At 44.0% G+C, this 17,104-nt stretch carries 16 protein-coding genes and 1 pseudogene; 11 read left to right on the forward strand and 6 right to left on the reverse strand.

Going from position 1 to position 17,104, the window contains the following annotated elements:
* Positions 1-17: 17 nt before the first annotated feature.
* Together QTN94_RS00465 and QTN94_RS00470 are read right to left on the reverse strand one after the other, a co-directional pair.
* Complete coding sequence (locus tag QTN94_RS00465) at positions 18-2,057, reverse strand: sensor histidine kinase (RefSeq protein WP_331426511.1); 2,040 nt, start codon at positions 2,055-2,057, stop codon at positions 18-20.
* A complete protein-coding gene (locus tag QTN94_RS00470) occupies positions 2,047-3,495 on the reverse strand; it encodes a sigma-54-dependent transcriptional regulator (RefSeq protein ID WP_331426512.1) in 1,449 nt (482 codons plus the stop codon). Before QTN94_RS00470 ends, QTN94_RS00465 begins: the two co-directional genes overlap by 11 nt.
* 257 nt (positions 3,496-3,752) lie before the next feature.
* Here QTN94_RS00470 and QTN94_RS00475 point away from each other — a divergent pair, with 257 nt between their 5' ends.
* The 7 genes from QTN94_RS00475 (at position 3,753) to QTN94_RS00505 (ending at position 11,454) form a co-directional block, all read left to right on the forward strand.
* Positions 3,753-4,571, forward strand: coding sequence for a substrate-binding domain-containing protein (locus QTN94_RS00475; protein ID WP_138971917.1), 819 nt, complete (start codon positions 3,753-3,755; stop codon positions 4,569-4,571).
* 6 nt (positions 4,572-4,577) lie between these two features.
* A complete protein-coding gene (locus QTN94_RS00480; protein ID WP_331416310.1) occupies positions 4,578-5,276 on the forward strand; it encodes an ABC transporter permease in 699 nt (232 codons plus the stop codon).
* 9 nt (positions 5,277-5,285) lie between these two features.
* Positions 5,286-6,002 carry an energy-coupling factor ABC transporter ATP-binding protein gene (locus QTN94_RS00485; protein ID WP_331426513.1) on the forward strand — a complete coding sequence of 239 codons (717 nt, stop codon included), beginning with the start codon at positions 5,286-5,288 and terminating at the stop codon, positions 6,000-6,002.
* On the forward strand, positions 5,980-6,564 hold the full coding sequence (gene mobA, locus QTN94_RS00490) for a molybdenum cofactor guanylyltransferase MobA (RefSeq protein ID WP_331426514.1): 585 nt from the start codon (positions 5,980-5,982) through the stop codon (positions 6,562-6,564). The genes QTN94_RS00485 and mobA overlap by 23 nt, the downstream gene beginning before the upstream one ends.
* Positions 6,564-8,333 (forward strand): bifunctional molybdopterin-guanine dinucleotide biosynthesis adaptor protein MobB/molybdopterin molybdotransferase MoeA, encoded by a 1,770-nt coding sequence (locus QTN94_RS00495; protein WP_331426515.1) that lies wholly within the window; start codon positions 6,564-6,566, stop codon positions 8,331-8,333. The genes mobA and QTN94_RS00495 overlap by 1 nt, the downstream gene beginning before the upstream one ends.
* Positions 8,334-8,391: 58 nt before the next feature.
* On the forward strand, positions 8,392-8,658 hold the full coding sequence (locus QTN94_RS00500; protein WP_138971922.1) for a DUF2960 domain-containing protein: 267 nt from the start codon (positions 8,392-8,394) through the stop codon (positions 8,656-8,658).
* Positions 8,659-8,961: 303 nt separating this feature from the next.
* On the forward strand, positions 8,962-11,454 hold the full coding sequence (locus tag QTN94_RS00505; protein ID WP_331426516.1) for a sensor domain-containing phosphodiesterase: 2,493 nt from the start codon (positions 8,962-8,964) through the stop codon (positions 11,452-11,454).
* A gap of 30 nt (positions 11,455-11,484) precedes the next feature.
* Here the strand turns inward: QTN94_RS00505 and nagK are convergent, their stop codons facing one another.
* Positions 11,485-12,393, reverse strand: a complete 909-nt coding sequence (gene nagK / locus QTN94_RS00510) for an N-acetylglucosamine kinase (RefSeq protein WP_331426517.1) — start codon at positions 12,391-12,393, stop codon at positions 11,485-11,487.
* A gap of 144 nt (positions 12,394-12,537) precedes the next feature.
* Entirely contained in the window at positions 12,538-13,275 is a 738-nt protein-coding gene (locus QTN94_RS00515; RefSeq protein ID WP_331426518.1) for a tRNA-uridine aminocarboxypropyltransferase, read from the reverse strand.
* A 71-nt stretch (positions 13,276-13,346) separates the two neighbouring features.
* Between QTN94_RS00515 and QTN94_RS00520 the strand changes: the two genes are divergently transcribed.
* Positions 13,347-14,138, forward strand: coding sequence for a sterol desaturase family protein (locus tag QTN94_RS00520; protein ID WP_331416315.1), 792 nt, complete (start codon positions 13,347-13,349; stop codon positions 14,136-14,138).
* Positions 14,139-14,183: 45 nt separating this feature from the next.
* Here QTN94_RS00520 and QTN94_RS00525 read toward each other — a convergent pair.
* Positions 14,184-14,441 (reverse strand): annotated as a pseudogene (locus tag QTN94_RS00525) (methyl-accepting chemotaxis protein); the annotation flags it as partial.
* An 88-nt stretch (positions 14,442-14,529) separates the two neighbouring features.
* Here QTN94_RS00525 and QTN94_RS00530 point away from each other — a divergent pair.
* Positions 14,530-15,048: an NlpC/P60 family protein gene (locus QTN94_RS00530; RefSeq protein WP_331426519.1), complete on the forward strand. Its 519-nt coding sequence runs from the start codon at positions 14,530-14,532 to the stop codon at positions 15,046-15,048.
* 18 nt (positions 15,049-15,066) lie between these two features.
* Here QTN94_RS00530 and QTN94_RS00535 read toward each other — a convergent pair whose 3' ends face one another.
* Positions 15,067-15,411: a DUF3802 family protein gene (locus QTN94_RS00535; RefSeq protein ID WP_138970940.1), complete on the reverse strand. Its 345-nt coding sequence runs from the start codon at positions 15,409-15,411 to the stop codon at positions 15,067-15,069.
* 357 nt (positions 15,412-15,768) lie between these two features.
* Here QTN94_RS00535 and QTN94_RS00540 point away from each other — a divergent pair, with 357 nt between their 5' ends.
* Together QTN94_RS00540 and QTN94_RS00545 are read left to right on the forward strand one after the other, a co-directional pair.
* Positions 15,769-16,635, forward strand: coding sequence for a fructosamine kinase family protein (locus QTN94_RS00540; protein ID WP_331426520.1), 867 nt, complete (start codon positions 15,769-15,771; stop codon positions 16,633-16,635).
* Between the two features lie 248 nt (positions 16,636-16,883).
* Complete coding sequence (locus QTN94_RS00545) at positions 16,884-17,087, forward strand: CPXCG motif-containing cysteine-rich protein (protein ID WP_138970938.1); 204 nt, start codon at positions 16,884-16,886, stop codon at positions 17,085-17,087.
* The last annotated feature ends 17 nt before the right edge of the window (positions 17,088-17,104 follow it).

Here is a 17,104-nt window from a genome sequence, read left to right on the forward strand (position 1 = left end):
ACTCGCACTGGCCTTTTTTATAGATTGGTAATCTTTAGTTTGGGTTCGGCACGTTCGGGTAAATAGACACTAAAACAACTCCCTTTGCCCCACTCAGAAGTGACTTTTAGTTCACCACCAGATTGGCTCAGGATACTCTGCGATACGGAAAGCCCCAACCCTGTTCCATCGCGCTTGGTGGTGTAAAACGGCGAGAAGATTCGCTTCAGATTCTCCTCTTTGATTCCACACCCTTCATCTCTAACATGAATAATAGCGCCGACGGATTTGTCGCCTTCCATCCAGTCTTCTGTAGATATGATCAGTCGCCCAGTCCCCTTCATTGCATGGATACCATTCATCTGCAAGTTGACCAGTATCTGCAACAGTTGGTGACGGTTAACCTCAACAGAGGTATGAGCAGAGAGATGTGTCTCAAACTCAACGCCGCGTTTTTTAGTTCCCGTCTTAACCAGAGTGATGCTCTCCTCAACAATGGGGTTGACATGTTGCCATGTAATTTCATCCTGAACTCCCCCTTGACGGCTGTATTGCAGCAAACTGCGAGTAATGTTTCGGATGCGATCTATCTGAGCATGAATGGCTTCAATCTCTTCTTTGACTCGATTAGATTCATTACCGAGTTCAAACTGCATTAACTCGACATTTCCCAGAATCACCGCTGTTGGATTATTGATTTCATGCGCAATACCCGCCGTCAATTCGCCAAGCGCGGCTAATTTCTCATTGACCACCAACTTGTCTCGAGTTTGGTTGAGTAGCTTGATATGAAGTTCCAGATCCTCCGTTTTCTCTTTCAAACTGGCGGTGCGATCTTGGACTTTACACTCAAGTTCATTTGCCGCTCGCAACAATTCATTTTTGCGCTGCTTGAGCAGATCAAGCATGTTGTCGAATTGCTTAGCTAATTGCGCCAGTTCATGGTTCTCATCCAAACCGAGCGGGCCAATACGCGTCTCCTTACCTAACTGGATCATTTTGACGACGCGGTGAATGTGCTCAATAGGAATAAACAGATCTCTCGAACCGCGATAGACCAATAAGCTGGAAATGAGCAGTAGGAACAAGGTCGTTATCGAGATCTCAGCGATGTTGGTCATATAGGTGGTGACAAACGGCCATAACAGGTATCCGGTATAAAGCATACCAATCACATTGTCATATTGATCATGTAGTGGCTGATAAGCCGTGATATACCAAGCGTCGTATACAAAGGCTAAGTCAACCCACTCCTCACCATTGATGAGTACCGTACGTTTGACTTCGTCGGAAACGCGCGTACCGATGGCGCGTCCCAAGCGGTCATCACTGTCTAAAGGAACGTTGGTACTGATTCGCAGATCGTCCAAGAAGACCGTGAGTGTTCCCACGGGACGCAAGCTATCTTGTATCGACGGATAGATTAAATCACGAATGGTATCAACCAAAGCAGTGCTGTTGTTAAGCAGCAATCCACCATCCAAAAAACCAATAATATCATTGCTCTTGTTGTGAATAGGGATCACGGTTCGACTAACTAAGCCACGTCCTTCTATCTCGCTACTATTTAGAATCGGCGTCTGAGCTCGTTTTACAAGATCCGACCCTAATGCATTGAGCTCCTGCTGAGTAAGTACATCGAAGAAGGATTCACGGCGAGTGAGATCCATAAAGCGAAATTTATTGACTAGGTTATCTACGCGATGAAACCGTAAGAAATCCAACTTATATTCGATACGCTGGTCAGACACCCATTGTTGCAAATCTGCTTCTGGCATCTCACTGTTGGCCACTCTGGTTACAAAGTCGTAAGAGTTCGCAAATGCTTTGACGTGATTCGCTTGACGTTCCTGAATCAGTTCAATGCTGTTCTCTGCCACGCCTAAACGTTCAGAAACATCAATCAACGCGCTTTGCCAAGTGTAATGAATCGACCAGTAGATGGTTATTCCAATCAGAGCGAGCAGAGTCAAAAAAATCGGCGCAGAGGTGAGGATCATCAGCCTATATCGCACCATGGTTTTAAAGCGATAGCGCCATTTTGACCACAGAGACCAACGTGATGCTCTACTCGGCATGCGTTGACTCCTCACCATCCCACTCTTTGTATTTGCGCTCTAATGTCTTACGAGCTACGCCCAAATCACGTGCGGCGGCGGATTTATTACCATCATGGTAATCAACCAACTGCATGATATGGGCTTTTTCAACATCCTTTAGCGCCCAGCTGTTTGGATAGCCAACCCCCTTGTTGGTATCGCCAGCCAGCTCGATTAATTCAACACCACTCGAAACCTTCATCGAAACAGAAGGTTTGTAAGCATCGCCATGTATCTCACGCCAGTAATGAGCAGGTGGTTTCCCTAGCAGAATACAACGTTCAATCAGGTTCTTGAGTTCACGGATGTTACCTGGCCAATCATACTCATTCATCGCCAGAACATCTTCATGCGCCCACTTAGGGTCGGGCATTGCCAACTCTGCGACGAGCTTTTTAGTAAAGAACGGTACCAACTCAATCAAGTCCGTCTTACGTTCTCTCAGCGGTGCGACATCAATTTTTAGTACGTTAAGGCGATAATAGAGATCCGATCGAAAATGCCCTTTGTTGACTTCTTGTTGAAGATTACGGTTCGTCGCGGCCACCACTCTCACGTCGACCGTCACTTCTTTCTCACTTCCCACTGGGCGGATTGTTCTCTGTTCCAACACCCTTAGTAACGCCGACTGCATTGGAAGCGGCATCTCGCCAATTTCATCTAAAAACAGAGTCCCCCCATTGGCGACACGGAATAAGCCTTCACGACTGCGTTTCGCCCCTGTAAAAGCGCCCGCGGTATGACCAAACAGTTCACTCTCTAATAATTCAGGGGCAATAGCGCCACAGTTGATGGGAACAAAAGGCCCATTACGCTGACTCGCATCATGTACACCCCTAGCGACCAGTTCTTTACCCGTTCCAGATTCGCCTTCAATGAGAACGGACGCACGTGAAGGCGCAAATTGGGTAATGAGTTGTTTCAGTTGTTTGGTTTTGTCGGAACCACCAACGATATCAGTCGCGATATGGCGCTTGAAGTCATGACGAAGCGCAAACTGATGGCGTTGTTCAAGACGTTTGTCCATACAACGTTGAACGGCATTAAGCATTTGCTCCAAATTAAACGGCTTAAGAATAAAGTCCGTCGCGCCGAGTTTGATCGCCGAAATAGCGGTATCTAAGTCGGCATATCCTGTCATAAATATCACGTCGGCTTTTTTATCATCGTCGTAAAACGCCTCTTCCCACTCAATACCAGAGCGACCCGGTAAATTGATATCCAAGATGATCAAATCATAATGATTAGCACATCTGAGCATCTCTGCCTCTTCGATACTTCCAGCGCAATCCACTTTTGAAAACCATTTACTTAGTGCTTTGTTTAATATCGCTTGCATTCCCGCTTCGTCGTCAACGACAAGAACGGAAAATGCTTGATATTGTGAAGCTTTATTAGGGTCGAATGAAGGAGGCATTGTATTCCACTATTACTGTGTGACTATTGGGACAGAGTGTACCAAGTTTCCAAAGCTTGGTTATATTTAATGTGAGACATTTTGTCCCTCATCAAACTTTTTCCTTCTAACTTATTGATAATTCATTTGAAAAAGATCGCATTTTTTTGGCATCAAGATTGCTTTATATGCATGCCAAATTATAACACGTCAGAGTTGGCAGCGATTAGGTATCAAAATACCTATCAAATAATAAATAGAATGGATTAATAAACACTATGAAAGCAATCTCTTTTACATTAGCAACAGCGTCTTTAGCCCTAGTCAGTTACTCCGCGTCATCTGCCGATGAAGTTCCTCATGTTCGTCTCGCGACTACTACTAGCACGTATCACTCAGGCCTACTTGACTACCTATTACCTAAATTTGAACAAGATACCGGTTATAAAGTCGACGTTATTTCTGCCGGAACGGGTAAAGCACTTAAAATGGGTGAGAACGGTGACGTAGATTTGGTTATGACGCACGCACCAAAAGCAGAAGCAAACTTCGTAGAAAAAGGCTATGGCGTACTGCCTCGCAAGCTGATGTATAATGATTTCGTTATTGTTGGTCCTCATTCAGATCCTGCAAAAATTGCTCAGCAGAAAGACATTGCTGAAGTGTTCAAAAGTATTGCAAACATGAACGCTACTTTTGTATCTCGTGGTGATGATTCTGGAACACATAAAAAAGAAAAAGGCATTTGGCAACAAACAAAAATGGAACCCAACTTTGGCGGCTACCGCAGCGTGGGCCAAGGTATGGGGCCAACGCTAAATATGGCCAATGAGATGCAAGGTTACACGATGACCGACCGTGGTACTTGGTTAGCCTACAACAACAAACTTGATCTAGAAGTGTTGTTCCAAGGCGATAAAAAACTGTTTAACCCATACCAAGTTATTCTTGTTAACCCTGAGCGCTACCCTAGCATCAATTACCAAGGTGCCAAGGAGTTCAGTGACTGGCTTGTCAATCCAAAAGGACAACAACTGATCAATGAATTCAAACTCAATGGTAAACAACTGTTTGTCGCCAACGCTAACGAGAAATAATTTTCGATGAGCCTATGGCAAACCACCCTCGATGCGCTCGCCTTATTGGTGAGCCTCGATAGCGAACTTTGGGAGATCGTCGCGGTCTCCTTTAGTGTTTCATTGTCAGCGATTTCGATCGTGCTGTTACCAGCAATCATTTTCTCTTTTGTTCTCGCGTACACAGAGTTCAGGGGAAAATGGCTTTTTCTTTCGCTGGTCAATACGCTTCAGGCTATCCCAACCGTTGTGATTGGATTACTGCTCTACATGCTACTGTCACGTGCAGGTCCTCTCGGGGACTGGCAGATGCTATTCACTCAGAAAGCGATGATTGTTGGTCAGATGCTTATCGGTTTTCCGGTACTGGTTTCAATGATGCATGGCGCGCTTCAATCTAGTGACCGAAGAGCGGTTGAAACATCAATCACGCTCGGAGCTTCGGTACCTCGCATCGTTGGAACAATGATTTGGGAAACACGGTTCCCGCTTCTTGCAGCCACTATTGCTGCCTTCTCGCGCATCGTGACAGAGGTGGGTTGCTCGACTATGGTTGGTGGCAACATTATGGGCATCACTCGCAACATACCGACAGCGATTGCTATGGAAAGCCACAAGGGTGCCTTTGCGCAAGGTGTCGCATTAGGCATAGTGTTACTGACTCTAGCCTTAGTATTAAACTTCTTGCTTACCAGTATGCGTGGCAAAGGCTACCTCAGAACTTAAGGGCGCTGTATGACTATAAAAATAACGGCACAGCAACTTTCTATGCGCTTCAAAGAGCGCGTGCTATTTCACATCCCTACTTTGAATATTGGTCCAAACGACGCCATTTATCTAAAAGGAGATAATGGTGTCGGTAAAACTACCCTGCTAAAAATCCTTTCTGGGTTGATCAAACCCACCACCGGTAAAGTTGTCGCCCCCTGTGACTCGTGGCGCAATAGACTCTTTTCGCGATCGGGACGAAAAAATGTTATCTACCTCCATCAGTCTCCCTATTTATTTGATGGCACGGTATACCAGAATGTTGCATACGGTATTCGCTATCAAAAAGAAACAGCAAAAGATAAGCGAGCTCAAGTTATTACGGCACTGCGCATGGTAGGCTTAGAAACTCTTGCAGACGAACACATCTCAGTGCTGTCGGGGGGCGAAAAGCAACGCGTTGCAATGGCACGAGCGTGGATTCTAAAGCCTTCGATTTTGCTGATGGACGAACCCAGTGCTTCTTTAGATCAAGAATCGATCGACCGTTTAGTGATTATGGCGCAAGATCTTCTCGAACGTGGGTCAAGTTTGGTGATAACCAGTCACCAGCAAAACGCCTTGACCGCTTTATGCCGTAAACAATGGTGGATAAAAGAAGCGACTTTGGTAGAGTCTCCTCTGCTTCAAGTAATAACCGACAAAGAGTTACAAATTAATTATGCTTCTTCCAATGCAAACTAGCTGGGTCATTTTAGCTGGTGGACAAGCAACCCGTATGGGCGGACAAGACAAAGGGCTTGTCCAACTGAATGACAAACCACTCATTCAACACGTTATCGAGCGTCTTACTCCACAGACTGAGCGCATCATGATTAACGCTAACCGAAATCAGAGTATTTATACTCAGTTCGGCGAAGTATTTAGTGATCAATTTAAAGACTATCCTGGGCCAATGGGCGGTATCCATGCGGGACTGCTCAACGCACCAACAGACTGGGTAGGATTCGTCCCTTGTGACAGTCCACTCATCAATAACGATCTCGTCGAGCGGTTTTGCGCTTCTGTCACCGACGAGACGGATATTCTCGTTGCTCACGATGGTGATCACCAACAGCCGGTTTTCACCCTTTATCACAAAAGAGTTCTTCCCAAGTTAACCGCTTTCTTAGAGCGCGGTGATCGCAAAATCATCCTACTTTATAAAGAGTGCCATACCCAGTATGTCGACTTTAGCGATTCACCAAACTGTTTTGTTAATTTGAACACACCAGAAGAGCTCGCTCAATTCGGTACCATTGACTGATGATTGAACAAACACCCATTCCTATTCTAGGTTTTGCTGCCTATTCGGGCACAGGTAAAACGACGCTCCTTGAAGCACTATTGCCAAAGCTAACAACCACTGGTCTGCGCATTGGTATGCTGAAACACGCTCACCACAATTTTGACGTCGATAAAGAAGGAAAAGATAGTTATCGTCTTCGTAAAGCTGGCGCATCGCAAATGCTGATTTCTTCTCGTAATCGTTACGCACTGATGACGGAGACACCTGAGGAAGAATCACAATTTCAATATCTACTGACACGTTTTGATACCGATAAACTCGATATCATTTTGGTTGAAGGCTGTAAAAACATCGCGTTTCCTAAGATTGAATTGCATCGCGAAGTTGTCGGTAAACCTTGGTTGTATCCAAATGACACTAACATCATTGCCATTGCGTCGGATACGCCAGTCAAGGATAGCGAACTGCCACAAATGGATATCAATGACCTTGATGTGATTGCTCAGTTTGTCATTCAGTACGCACAAAATGGTATCCAACCAAACCATGTGGCGCCATGTTGTGACACCCTCTCCCCTGCGTATCTTTCTGTCACGCAAGGACAAGAAAAAATTCTGTCACTTGTCAACACCGTCACTGAGAATGAGCCGTGCGCTGTGGAATCTTGTTTTGGTCGAGTTTTATCGAACAACATCATTTCACCAGTCAATGTGCCTCAATACACCAATTCGGCAATGGACGGTTACGCAATTCGTGGTGATGACCTCAATCGTCAACACTACCAAGTCGTGGCTGAAGTACTCGCAGGTCATGCTTATCAACAACCTTTACAAAAAGGTCAAGCGGTAAAAATCATGACAGGTGCACCGACGCCACAATTTGCCGACACAGTTGTCATGCGTGAACAAGCCACCGAAAATAGTGACATCGTCACGTTTCCTAATGCTTCAATAAAACAAGGTCAGAATGTACGTCTTGCAGGTGAAGACCTAGCGGCAGGAAGTGATGTATTTTCTCTTGGTCAGCGCCTCTCTTCTGCTGAGATGGGAATGATCGCCTCTCTTGGTTACGGTGAATGCCAAGTCTACCGTAAGCTTAAAGTTGCTGTTTTCTCAACAGGTGATGAAGTTCAAGCCCCGGGGAGTGAGCAAAAAGCGCACTCTATATTCGATTCAAATCGTTTCACCATTATGGGGTTACTGCAAAATCTTGGTTGTGAAATTTTAGATTTTGGCATTGTTGAGGACAACCAGCAGACGATGGTTGAAGCACTGGAACGCGCAGCTCAGCAAGCAGACGTGGTCATTACTTCTGGTGGCGTCTCTGTTGGCGATGCCGATTACATTAAACTTGCCCTTGAACAGCTAGGTAGTATCGATTTTTGGCGTATAAACATGCGTCCGGGTCGCCCACTCGCTTTCGGAAAGATTAGCGAAAAACCTTTCTTTGGTTTACCAGGTAATCCAGTGGCGGTTATGGTGTCATTCATTAATTTCGTCGAGCCAGCGATACGCAAGATGCAAGGCGAACTTGATTGGCAGCCATTAAAGATTAAGGCAATCGCCACTGAACCCTTACGTTCTCGCCAAGGACGCACAGAATTTAGTCGCGGCATCTATCAATTTGATTCTCGTGGCCATTTAACCGTCGCAACAACGGGCAAGCAAGGTTCAGGTATTCTTCGCTCAATGAGTGAAGCCAACTGCTTGATCGAAATATCCCCTGCTGTTGACACGGTTAAAGTTGGAGAAAGCGTGACAATCATCCCACTTCAAGGCAGAATCTAGCAATCCATTCAGGGGCCAGCTTAGCTGGCCTCTTTATTTTATAGACGGTTGAATATTTATGGCTCGTACAATCCTATATACCTACAAAGACCAAGACAAAACACTGGCTTTTTCTTACGAGAAACACAGAAACATTCACGAGGCAGTGGCAGAAGCTGAAGGTATTGATATTTCGGCATACCTAAAAATGGAGCAGCAAATCGAAGCGATTTCAGACACCAAAGCCGTTCGCAATTATCGTGATAATCACTTTAAAAAACTTGGCTTTAGTAAAATCACTTTGGCACAGAAAGAGAACCTTGGTGTAGGAAAGAAGAATTCGTAATCCCCTCGTTTCAAAGGCTGGCTTTCCAGCCTTTGTTCTTTCTTAGACAAGGCTAATTAACTCAACATAAGGTCGTTGTTTACAATGAAATGGAGTAATTACACTAGAATTATTAGGCCTTAATGTTTAGGCAGCGACGTTCCATCCAGCTGAATTAACTGATCATTTTATATTTTGACAATATTCCCCTCACAAAACCGTACATTGTACATATACAATTAATGGCACCTGTGTGAATATTTATGCCAACCCTATAAACCATAAAAATAGAACATATTACTTAACAAGGATTGGCCCCTTTCAATGGAATCGCTCATTACAAAAGTCATCGACTCAAGAAATGAACAAGAGCTTTACCACCGTTGTCTACAAGACGTCTATTTACGCTATAAACCACAACACTGTTTGATTGCTGAGTATGATCTTGAGCAGAACATTGCTCATTCTCACTGTTACTTACACCACGGCGAGCTAGCGGAAAACATCACCTATTCTTTAGGTGGCACGCCGTGTGAACTGGTGCTGGATAACCGAGAAATCTGTGTTTACAAAGAGAAAATTCAACAACTTTTCCCTGATGATGCCATCTTACAGATAATCAATGCGCACAGTTATCTCGGCATTCCTATTCAGTCGCGCAGTGGCAAAGTGGTTGGCGTTATCGCACTCATGTATGACACCGATTTACCCGATATATCTTTTGATAAGACTTGGCTAGAAACCATCGGTTTTCTGATCGGTAAGTCAATCACTCAGCAACGCCTTGCAGATCAAAAAGATAAACTATTGGAACAATTTGAACGTTCAGAGCAATTAACGCAAAGTGGTTCATGGACATGGGATATTGCTCATAACCATTTTAGCTACTCTAAAAATCTCGCCAATATGACGGGCATGAAACCTGATCAACGACTACAATTTTCTGACTTTTTCCGACTCTATATCTTTAAGAGTAAAATCAGCTTAGATCGCTTCATGCTTGATGTAAGTTCTGGGAGTGAAGCTAAGACTCTCACTGTTTATCGAGAAATGTGCCCGATCAATAAGCAATTCGAAATTAGCTACATTAAAAAATTCAATGAGTTAGGTGAATTGACTAAGATCGTAGGCAACATACGAAATACGACAGATATTTCTCAATTAGAAGCGGACTTTACCATCGCGCAAAAGATCGTCGACCTCTCTAGTAACGGCGTATTAATTACCGACAAGCACAACCGTATTATCAGTACCAACTCTAAAGTAGAAGATATTACTGGCTATACTTTTGCCGAGCTAGAGGGCGAATCACCTTCTATTTTGAGTTCTAGTCTCCATCCGGCGAGCTTTTATCAAAAGATGTGGGCAGAGCTTCATGAACAGGGGCACTGGAGCGGCGAGGTCTGGAACCAAACGAAATTTGGCGCCGTTTATCCCGAAAAACTCAGTATCTATGTGTTACGAAACCGAGTTGGCGAAATACAAAACTACATCGCGACATTCGAAGATCTTAGTAAGTTAAAATCAATTGAAAGTGAACTCAACAACTATAAAAACGAACACGATTTTACGGGGCTACAAACTCGAGAAAGCTTTATTAATGCCTTATCAAAGACCAACAATCAAACAGTCATCATTCTCGATCTTAAACGTTTTTCGTCAATCAATAATATGTACGGAGAATCCGTTGGTAATAAAGTTCTCGTCCATGTTGGTCATGCTCTGGCGACCAATTTTGATACCAATCAGATTAACATCTGTCGATATGGCCCAGATCAGTTTGCACTGAGCTTTACTCAAGACACTCTCGAGGGGGTCAATAAATTCGTTAGCTTTGTTCGCGCCAAGATCGAAACAAGCGTCGTGATAGATAATCATGAAATTGAACTCGCGGTGAATATCGGTTGCTCAAATATCAGTGAGTTTGAAAGCAAAACACACCCGATAAAACAGGCCTACTATGCGCTAAGAGAAGCCAAGAGCGATCCTATTCCGTCGACCTCTATCTATTCCACTCAGTTGGAAAAACGAGTGGCAAGACAGTATTCGCTTGGTGCACGACTCAAGAAAGCCATCGACGAAAAACGCATTGATGTTCACTATCAGCCAATTTACGATTTGAACAATAAAAAGGTAGTCAAACTCGAAGCTCTTGCACGCTGGACCGAAGACGGTGAGATTATCTCTCCATTCGAGTTCATCCCTATCGCTGAAAATCTTGGCTATATTTTCCAGCTTGGCGAAATTGTGTTGGAGAAGTCCTGTCAGGATCTGCAACGTTTAAAATCTCGCGGCTATGAAAATATTTTGATATCGATTAACCGATCTATCGATGAACTAAGCGAAGAAGACCCATCCAACTGTTCGATCTTGAACATCATTGGTCAGTCAGGTTTGTCTGAGAAGGACATCATTATCGAGGTCACCGAGTCAATCCCTCTTGAAGATAAACCACATGTTCAGGATCTACTCAGTGTGTTACGCATGAAAGGCGTTAAAATCGCGTTGGATGACTTTGGTACTGGCTATGCATCATTCTCAAACTTAATGAAGAATTCGATTGATATCCTAAAAATCGATCGCTCTTTTGTCCGAGATATTTCAACCAATCTCAACAATGCGGTGTTAATTAAATCGGTAAACCTGTTAGCGCGCCAACTTGGGCTAGAAGTGATCGCGGAAGGTGTTGAAGATGAACAACAACTGACTCTGCTTCAAGAATTAGGATGTCGCTACATTCAGGGCTACTTAATCAGTAAACCTCAACCGTTTGAGGAGATTGAAGCAGAGATCAAACGGATCAACCAAGGCGAATAACAAACGGGACCAAATGGTCCCGTTTTTTTACTATTTGATGTTGAGGAACGCTGCACCGCGTACGCCACCCGAATCACCATGCTTCGCTTTAATGATTTTCGGGCATTTTGCTACCGAAAGTAAGTATTTCGGTACACGCTTAGGCATCTCTTGATAAATCAATTCGAAGTTTGATAGACCACCACCTAAAGCAACAACGTGTGGGTCGTTAGCCGTGAAGATATTTGCAAAACAGATCGCAAGCAACTCCATAAAGCGCTCAACATGTACACACGCTTTTTCTTCCCCCTGCTCATACGCTTTGATGATGTCGATCGCTTTTTTCTCTTCACCAAAGTAATGCGCATAAATAAGTTCAAAACCACGTCCTGATAAGTAGCTATCTAGACAGCCTTTCTTACCACAACCACAGCCTAATAGTGGCGCGTTGTCACCAAGGTGGAACCAAGCATCAATCGGTAGACGCATATGACCCAACTCACCAGCTACGTGGTTGCGTCCCGAAAACACCGCGCCATCATAAATAAGTCCGCCACCGAAACCTGTGCCTAGAATCAGACCCATAACTGATGGAGAGTCTTTGAGTTCTTCATCCCATGCTTCTGACAGTGCGAAACAGTTTGCATCGTTCTCGATTTTTACACTACGGCCAATTTTACGCTCTAGGTCAAAACGGAGCGGTTTGCCTTTAGCCGCAGGCACGTTTACTGTCAGTACAGTCGCGTCATCAGCATCTTCCATACCTGGTAAACCAAGACCAATTTTACCTTCACAGCCAAACTCTTGGTCGTACTTTGCAACCAAAGCAGCAATGGTTTCAACCAATAATTCGTAGTCGTCCGTTGGCGTTGGTACTCGCTCGGTAGCCACTCGCTCCAGTTTTTCATTGAACGCACCAAATTCAATCTTAGTGCCACCAACGTCAAAGCCGTAGTACATCTTATCTCTCCCAGAAAAAATCAATCAGAAAACGTATAATCGCACCATTATCCATATAGCTAAGCCTACAAACTGTGATACAGAACCAATTTAGCTTTGCGTTGTGCTCAACGGAACAGTCTCTGCCCAACCAGAATTGATTATTTAGAGTGATTTCTCGTTTCTCGACATGATGTACTCGTTCAATGCCGGTTTAGTGTCGTCTCTTCTGTTACGTGTTTTGCTGTTGAGATATGACTCTCGAAACACCTCAAACCACATGGTCAATGTTTGATGCAATTGTTGATGGCCTAATTGTTTGAATACCAGTGCCGCCACTTCCGCCGTTGCGAGATGTTGATCATTGTACGAACGACGCATCATATATTGCGAGACTCGCTGAGGGCTAATCGATAAAACGGGTAGTTGACTCAAATATGGCGACTTGTTGAACATGCGTCGAGCTTCACGCCAACTCCCATCAAGAAAAACCAACAAGGGTTTGCGAGCCAAGTCGCTGCTAGTGGTCGTATTCGCGACCAGCCTTGAGTGATCCTCAACATACTGCTCAGGAAAGACCAGAATCGGTTGGTAGTCTGGGCTGTTGAGCAATTCTAACATTGCCGCTTCAGGCTCAGTTCTGCTCCATTGATATGCATGCCCGTCTGCCACCGTATCTAAAATTAAGCGTCCAGTGTTACTCGGCTTGAATACTTCGTTCTCTGAGAGTAACAACAACACCGCCACCTCTGTGCTCGCTGTCGGTTGGTGCTGACACAAACAATCTTGCTGTGCGACTTGGCAGTACTGACAACGCGCGACTTTACTACCTCGCGCATTAAAGGGCTTGGTTGAACGTTCGAGGCGTTGCTGGTACAAGTGATGAAAGGCGTGGATTCTCATAGCGCAGTGTAGATAATGTCAAAGTTGAGCAAGTTTACTCACCCAAATAACAGTTGCAAGGAATAGTATCAATGCAAAATCCAGAAATGATTCGATTAAGCTTTTTCGTTGGCGTCCTTGTGCTTTGCGGTCTTTGGGAATGGGTGACGCCACGAAAACGTTTAACACAGAATAAACTCTACAGATGGCTTAACAATCTAGGCTTAGTCGCTTTCAACTCATTATGCCTAACCCTATTGATGCCCATCGTCGCTATTGAAGCGGCCTACTATGCTCAATCTCATCAAATCGGGCTGTTTAATCAGTTTTTTGCGCTTTCTCAACCAATGGTGTTACTTATTGCGGTCATCGTTCTCGACTTAGCGATATATCTACAACATTTGGTTTTTCATCGGGTACCGCTTCTGTGGCGATTACACCGAATGCATCATTCTGATCAGGACATAGATGTCACGACCGGCTCTCGTTTCCACCCCATTGAGATCCTTCTTTCAATGTGGATTAAAATTGCGCTCATATTAGTACTTGGCGTACCACCTATCGCTGTACTGGTTTTCGAGATCATTCTCAATGCCAGTGCGATGTTTAATCACAGTAACGCTTATTTGTCACAAAAATGGGATAAATGGTTAAGAAAGTGGGTGGTTACGCCTGATATGCACCGCGTACACCACTCTACCATTACCCAAGAGACCCATTCTAACTTTGGCTTCTTTTTATCGGTGTGGGATCGGATATTTACCACCTATCGAGCCCAACCAAAGTTAGGGCATGATGATGTCGAAATTGGCATCACCACGTTCCGTTCAGCGCAAGAGCAACGAATTGACAAGATGCTCTCGCAACCTTTCAGAAATCACTAAGATACGGCACACCAGTAGGAGTCTAAACCGAATACTTGTGCAACATAGTGACTCGATGCTCTGAGTTCCAGTTGCATAGCTTAACTGCTTAACCTGCTCTAAAATGTTTTGCGTAAGTTCAGCATTGGTCATCGCCAGTGGCAAAGCTTGTTGGGAAAGTTCTGAAAAACGTTGTCTAATATTTTCTAAACCCTTAATACTAGTGACAGAAAGTAAAATGACGAGTAAGGTGATGGTAAAAAATACCGCACTGATTGTCTGAATAAGGGACAGTGAAAATGTGCTTTTTTTCATCGTTTCCATAATGAAGATAAGATCCTGATACCGACGTTTCTGGCGAGGATATTATGGCGAGATTGTTACGGTTAGATTGCAGACTAGAGTTATAATTATGTATCGCTATTCACTTCACCTATCCCTGAACGCAATAATCCTGACAACATTACTCACGGCTTGTAGCAGTTCTCCTCAACAAGAAAGTCAGCCCGCGTCGGCAACTTATTTAGCGCCCAATGCTTCTCAGTTGGCGATCAGAGAGTCTTTGATTAAAGTTTATGACCAGTGGGAAGGTGTTCCCTACCGCTTAGGTGGGTCGTCATTAAATGGGGTGGATTGTTCGGCATTCGTGCAAACTGCGTTTCAACAAGCGATGGGAATACAGTTACCACGAACGACACTAGATCAAGTTAAGGTGGGAACGGAAATCGCCTACTCTCAAGCGACAATTGGTGATTTGGTATTTTTTAAAACTGCACCCAACACTCGACATGTTGGCGTTTATATTGGCGGCAAGCAGTTTATGCACGCGTCAACATCAAAAGGGGTCGTCATATCGAGACTCGACAACCCATATTGGGCTAGCAAGTACTGGCATTTCAGACGAGTTAGCCTCTCGCCTGAAATCAATTAGTCGTACAACAAATTGGGGTTAATCGTATTTCGCAACAGCGGAGTCGAACAAATTCTTAACCAAAGCAATGTATTCGTCCAAGAAGCTAATTTGTTCGTTTGTCGCAGGCTTGCCCCATACTCCAGCAAGAACCTCCCCGAGGTCTTCCACTACTGAATCAGCTTCTTTAAGTAACTGGAAGCGGACGCTAGAGTGGAGTTCTGGGTTTTGCTCAAAGATAGCCATGATGTTACTCGCAACCATATCGGTAACGACATCTTCGACGCTCTCTGTTCCTGTGTCTCCTTCTTCAGAAGCAAACACATCAAGATTGAAAGCTAAGTGCTCGATTAGAGCTAGGTAACCATCGGTTTCAACAACCACAGTTCATCTCCATTATTGTCATGTCGTCGATATCCATCTTTAATACTAAGACATTTCAATGTGTTTTCACAACTCGTGTCCGTTCAGTTGCTGATTACATGTTCAGTTCTGGCTATAGTAGCCTACCCCATTAGACATAACTTGCTGTAACTAAGAAAGTTGAAGCAGAGTCAAATAATACTCACGTATTATTAATAGCATATTTTATAGCGAAGAATGCGATGAGGGACACACTTCACACTTTGCGAATTTGACAGGTCAGATTGTCTAAATCGTTGAATTTTTTGCACTATGAATCAGTATTCAACGCCATCATCTTCTACACTGTAGTTAAATACATCTGACTTAGGAAATGTTATGTGGCAAGCCATATCAAAACAGCTTTCTGAAACCTTGATGTTCGCTTACGAAATAAGCGAAAAATGCAAAGTTCACGGTGGTGAAATCAACGAATGCTATATGATTTCGGACGGAGAACAACGCTATTTCGTTAAAGTTAATCAGCGTGGTTCTTTGCCTAACTTTGAAGCTGAAGCTGAATGTATTCACATGTTGCGCGAAAGCCGAACAGTTTCTGTTCCCGAACTGGTTTTAGCGGGTACCACCAAAGATAACGCCTTCATTATACTCAACTACCTCCCAACCAAACCATTAGATGACAGCAAAAATAGTTATCTCTTTGGACAGCAGATCGCCGCACTTCACCAGTGGGGCGAGCAGCAGGAATACGGCTTTGATCAGGACAACTTTATTGGTGCGACGATCCAGCCTAACAAGTGGGATAGGAAATGGTCCCGTTTCTTTGCTGAACAACGAATTGGTTGGCAACTGCAATTAATGCAAGAGAAAGGAATTAACTTGGTCGATATCAACGACTTTACCCAGTTAATTCAGACCAGACTCGCCAATCATCAGCCTAAACCTTCCCTACTTCACGGCGATCTTTGGCATGGTAATGTGGCAAGTTCTGTCTTCGGCCCGATTTGTTATGACCCAGCCAGTTACTGGGGTGATCGTGAATGTGATATCGCTATGACTGAGCTGTTTGGTGGATTCCAACCAGAGTTTTATCAAGGCTATGAAAGTATTCTGCCGCTCGACATCAGTTACAGCGAACGGAAAGACATCTACAACCTTTATCATTTACTCAATCATTACAATCAATTTGGTGGACACTACTTGGATCAATCAGAAAAAATGATAAGAAAAATTCTTTCATATTAATGGTGAATGTGTTTATTTAACAATCACTTAAGAAGGTTTACGGTTGTTGAATTGTCAAACATTTAGTCGATCAATAGTGATGTGTGTTTCGACAACCTTTGCCTTTTCGTAGCTAAGTCAAATTTTGTACTTAATTTCTGCCTAACAGAAACTTCTAAGCATAAGATTATATCGTCTACAGGGAAATTCTTACTTTCAGTGGGAGTCAGTTAGGCGCTGTTTTCGATATAGATGTAAGGAAAAGAGTTATGCATAGCTACACAGAAAAAAGGGTTGCTTGTCCCCATTGCGGTCATACCATTAGTATTACGCTTGATGCGTCGAATGGTAGCCAAGAGTTTTACGATGATTGTCCTGCTTGCTGCCATGCAATCCACCTCAACATGACGGTCAATGAGCAAATGGATACGATTGACTTGTTCGTTGATGCCGACGATGAACAAGTATTTTAAAAAAGCGCCAAACGGCG

Source organism: Vibrio sp. M250220, assembly GCF_036533795.1.
GTDB lineage: Bacteria > Pseudomonadota > Gammaproteobacteria > Enterobacterales > Vibrionaceae > Vibrio.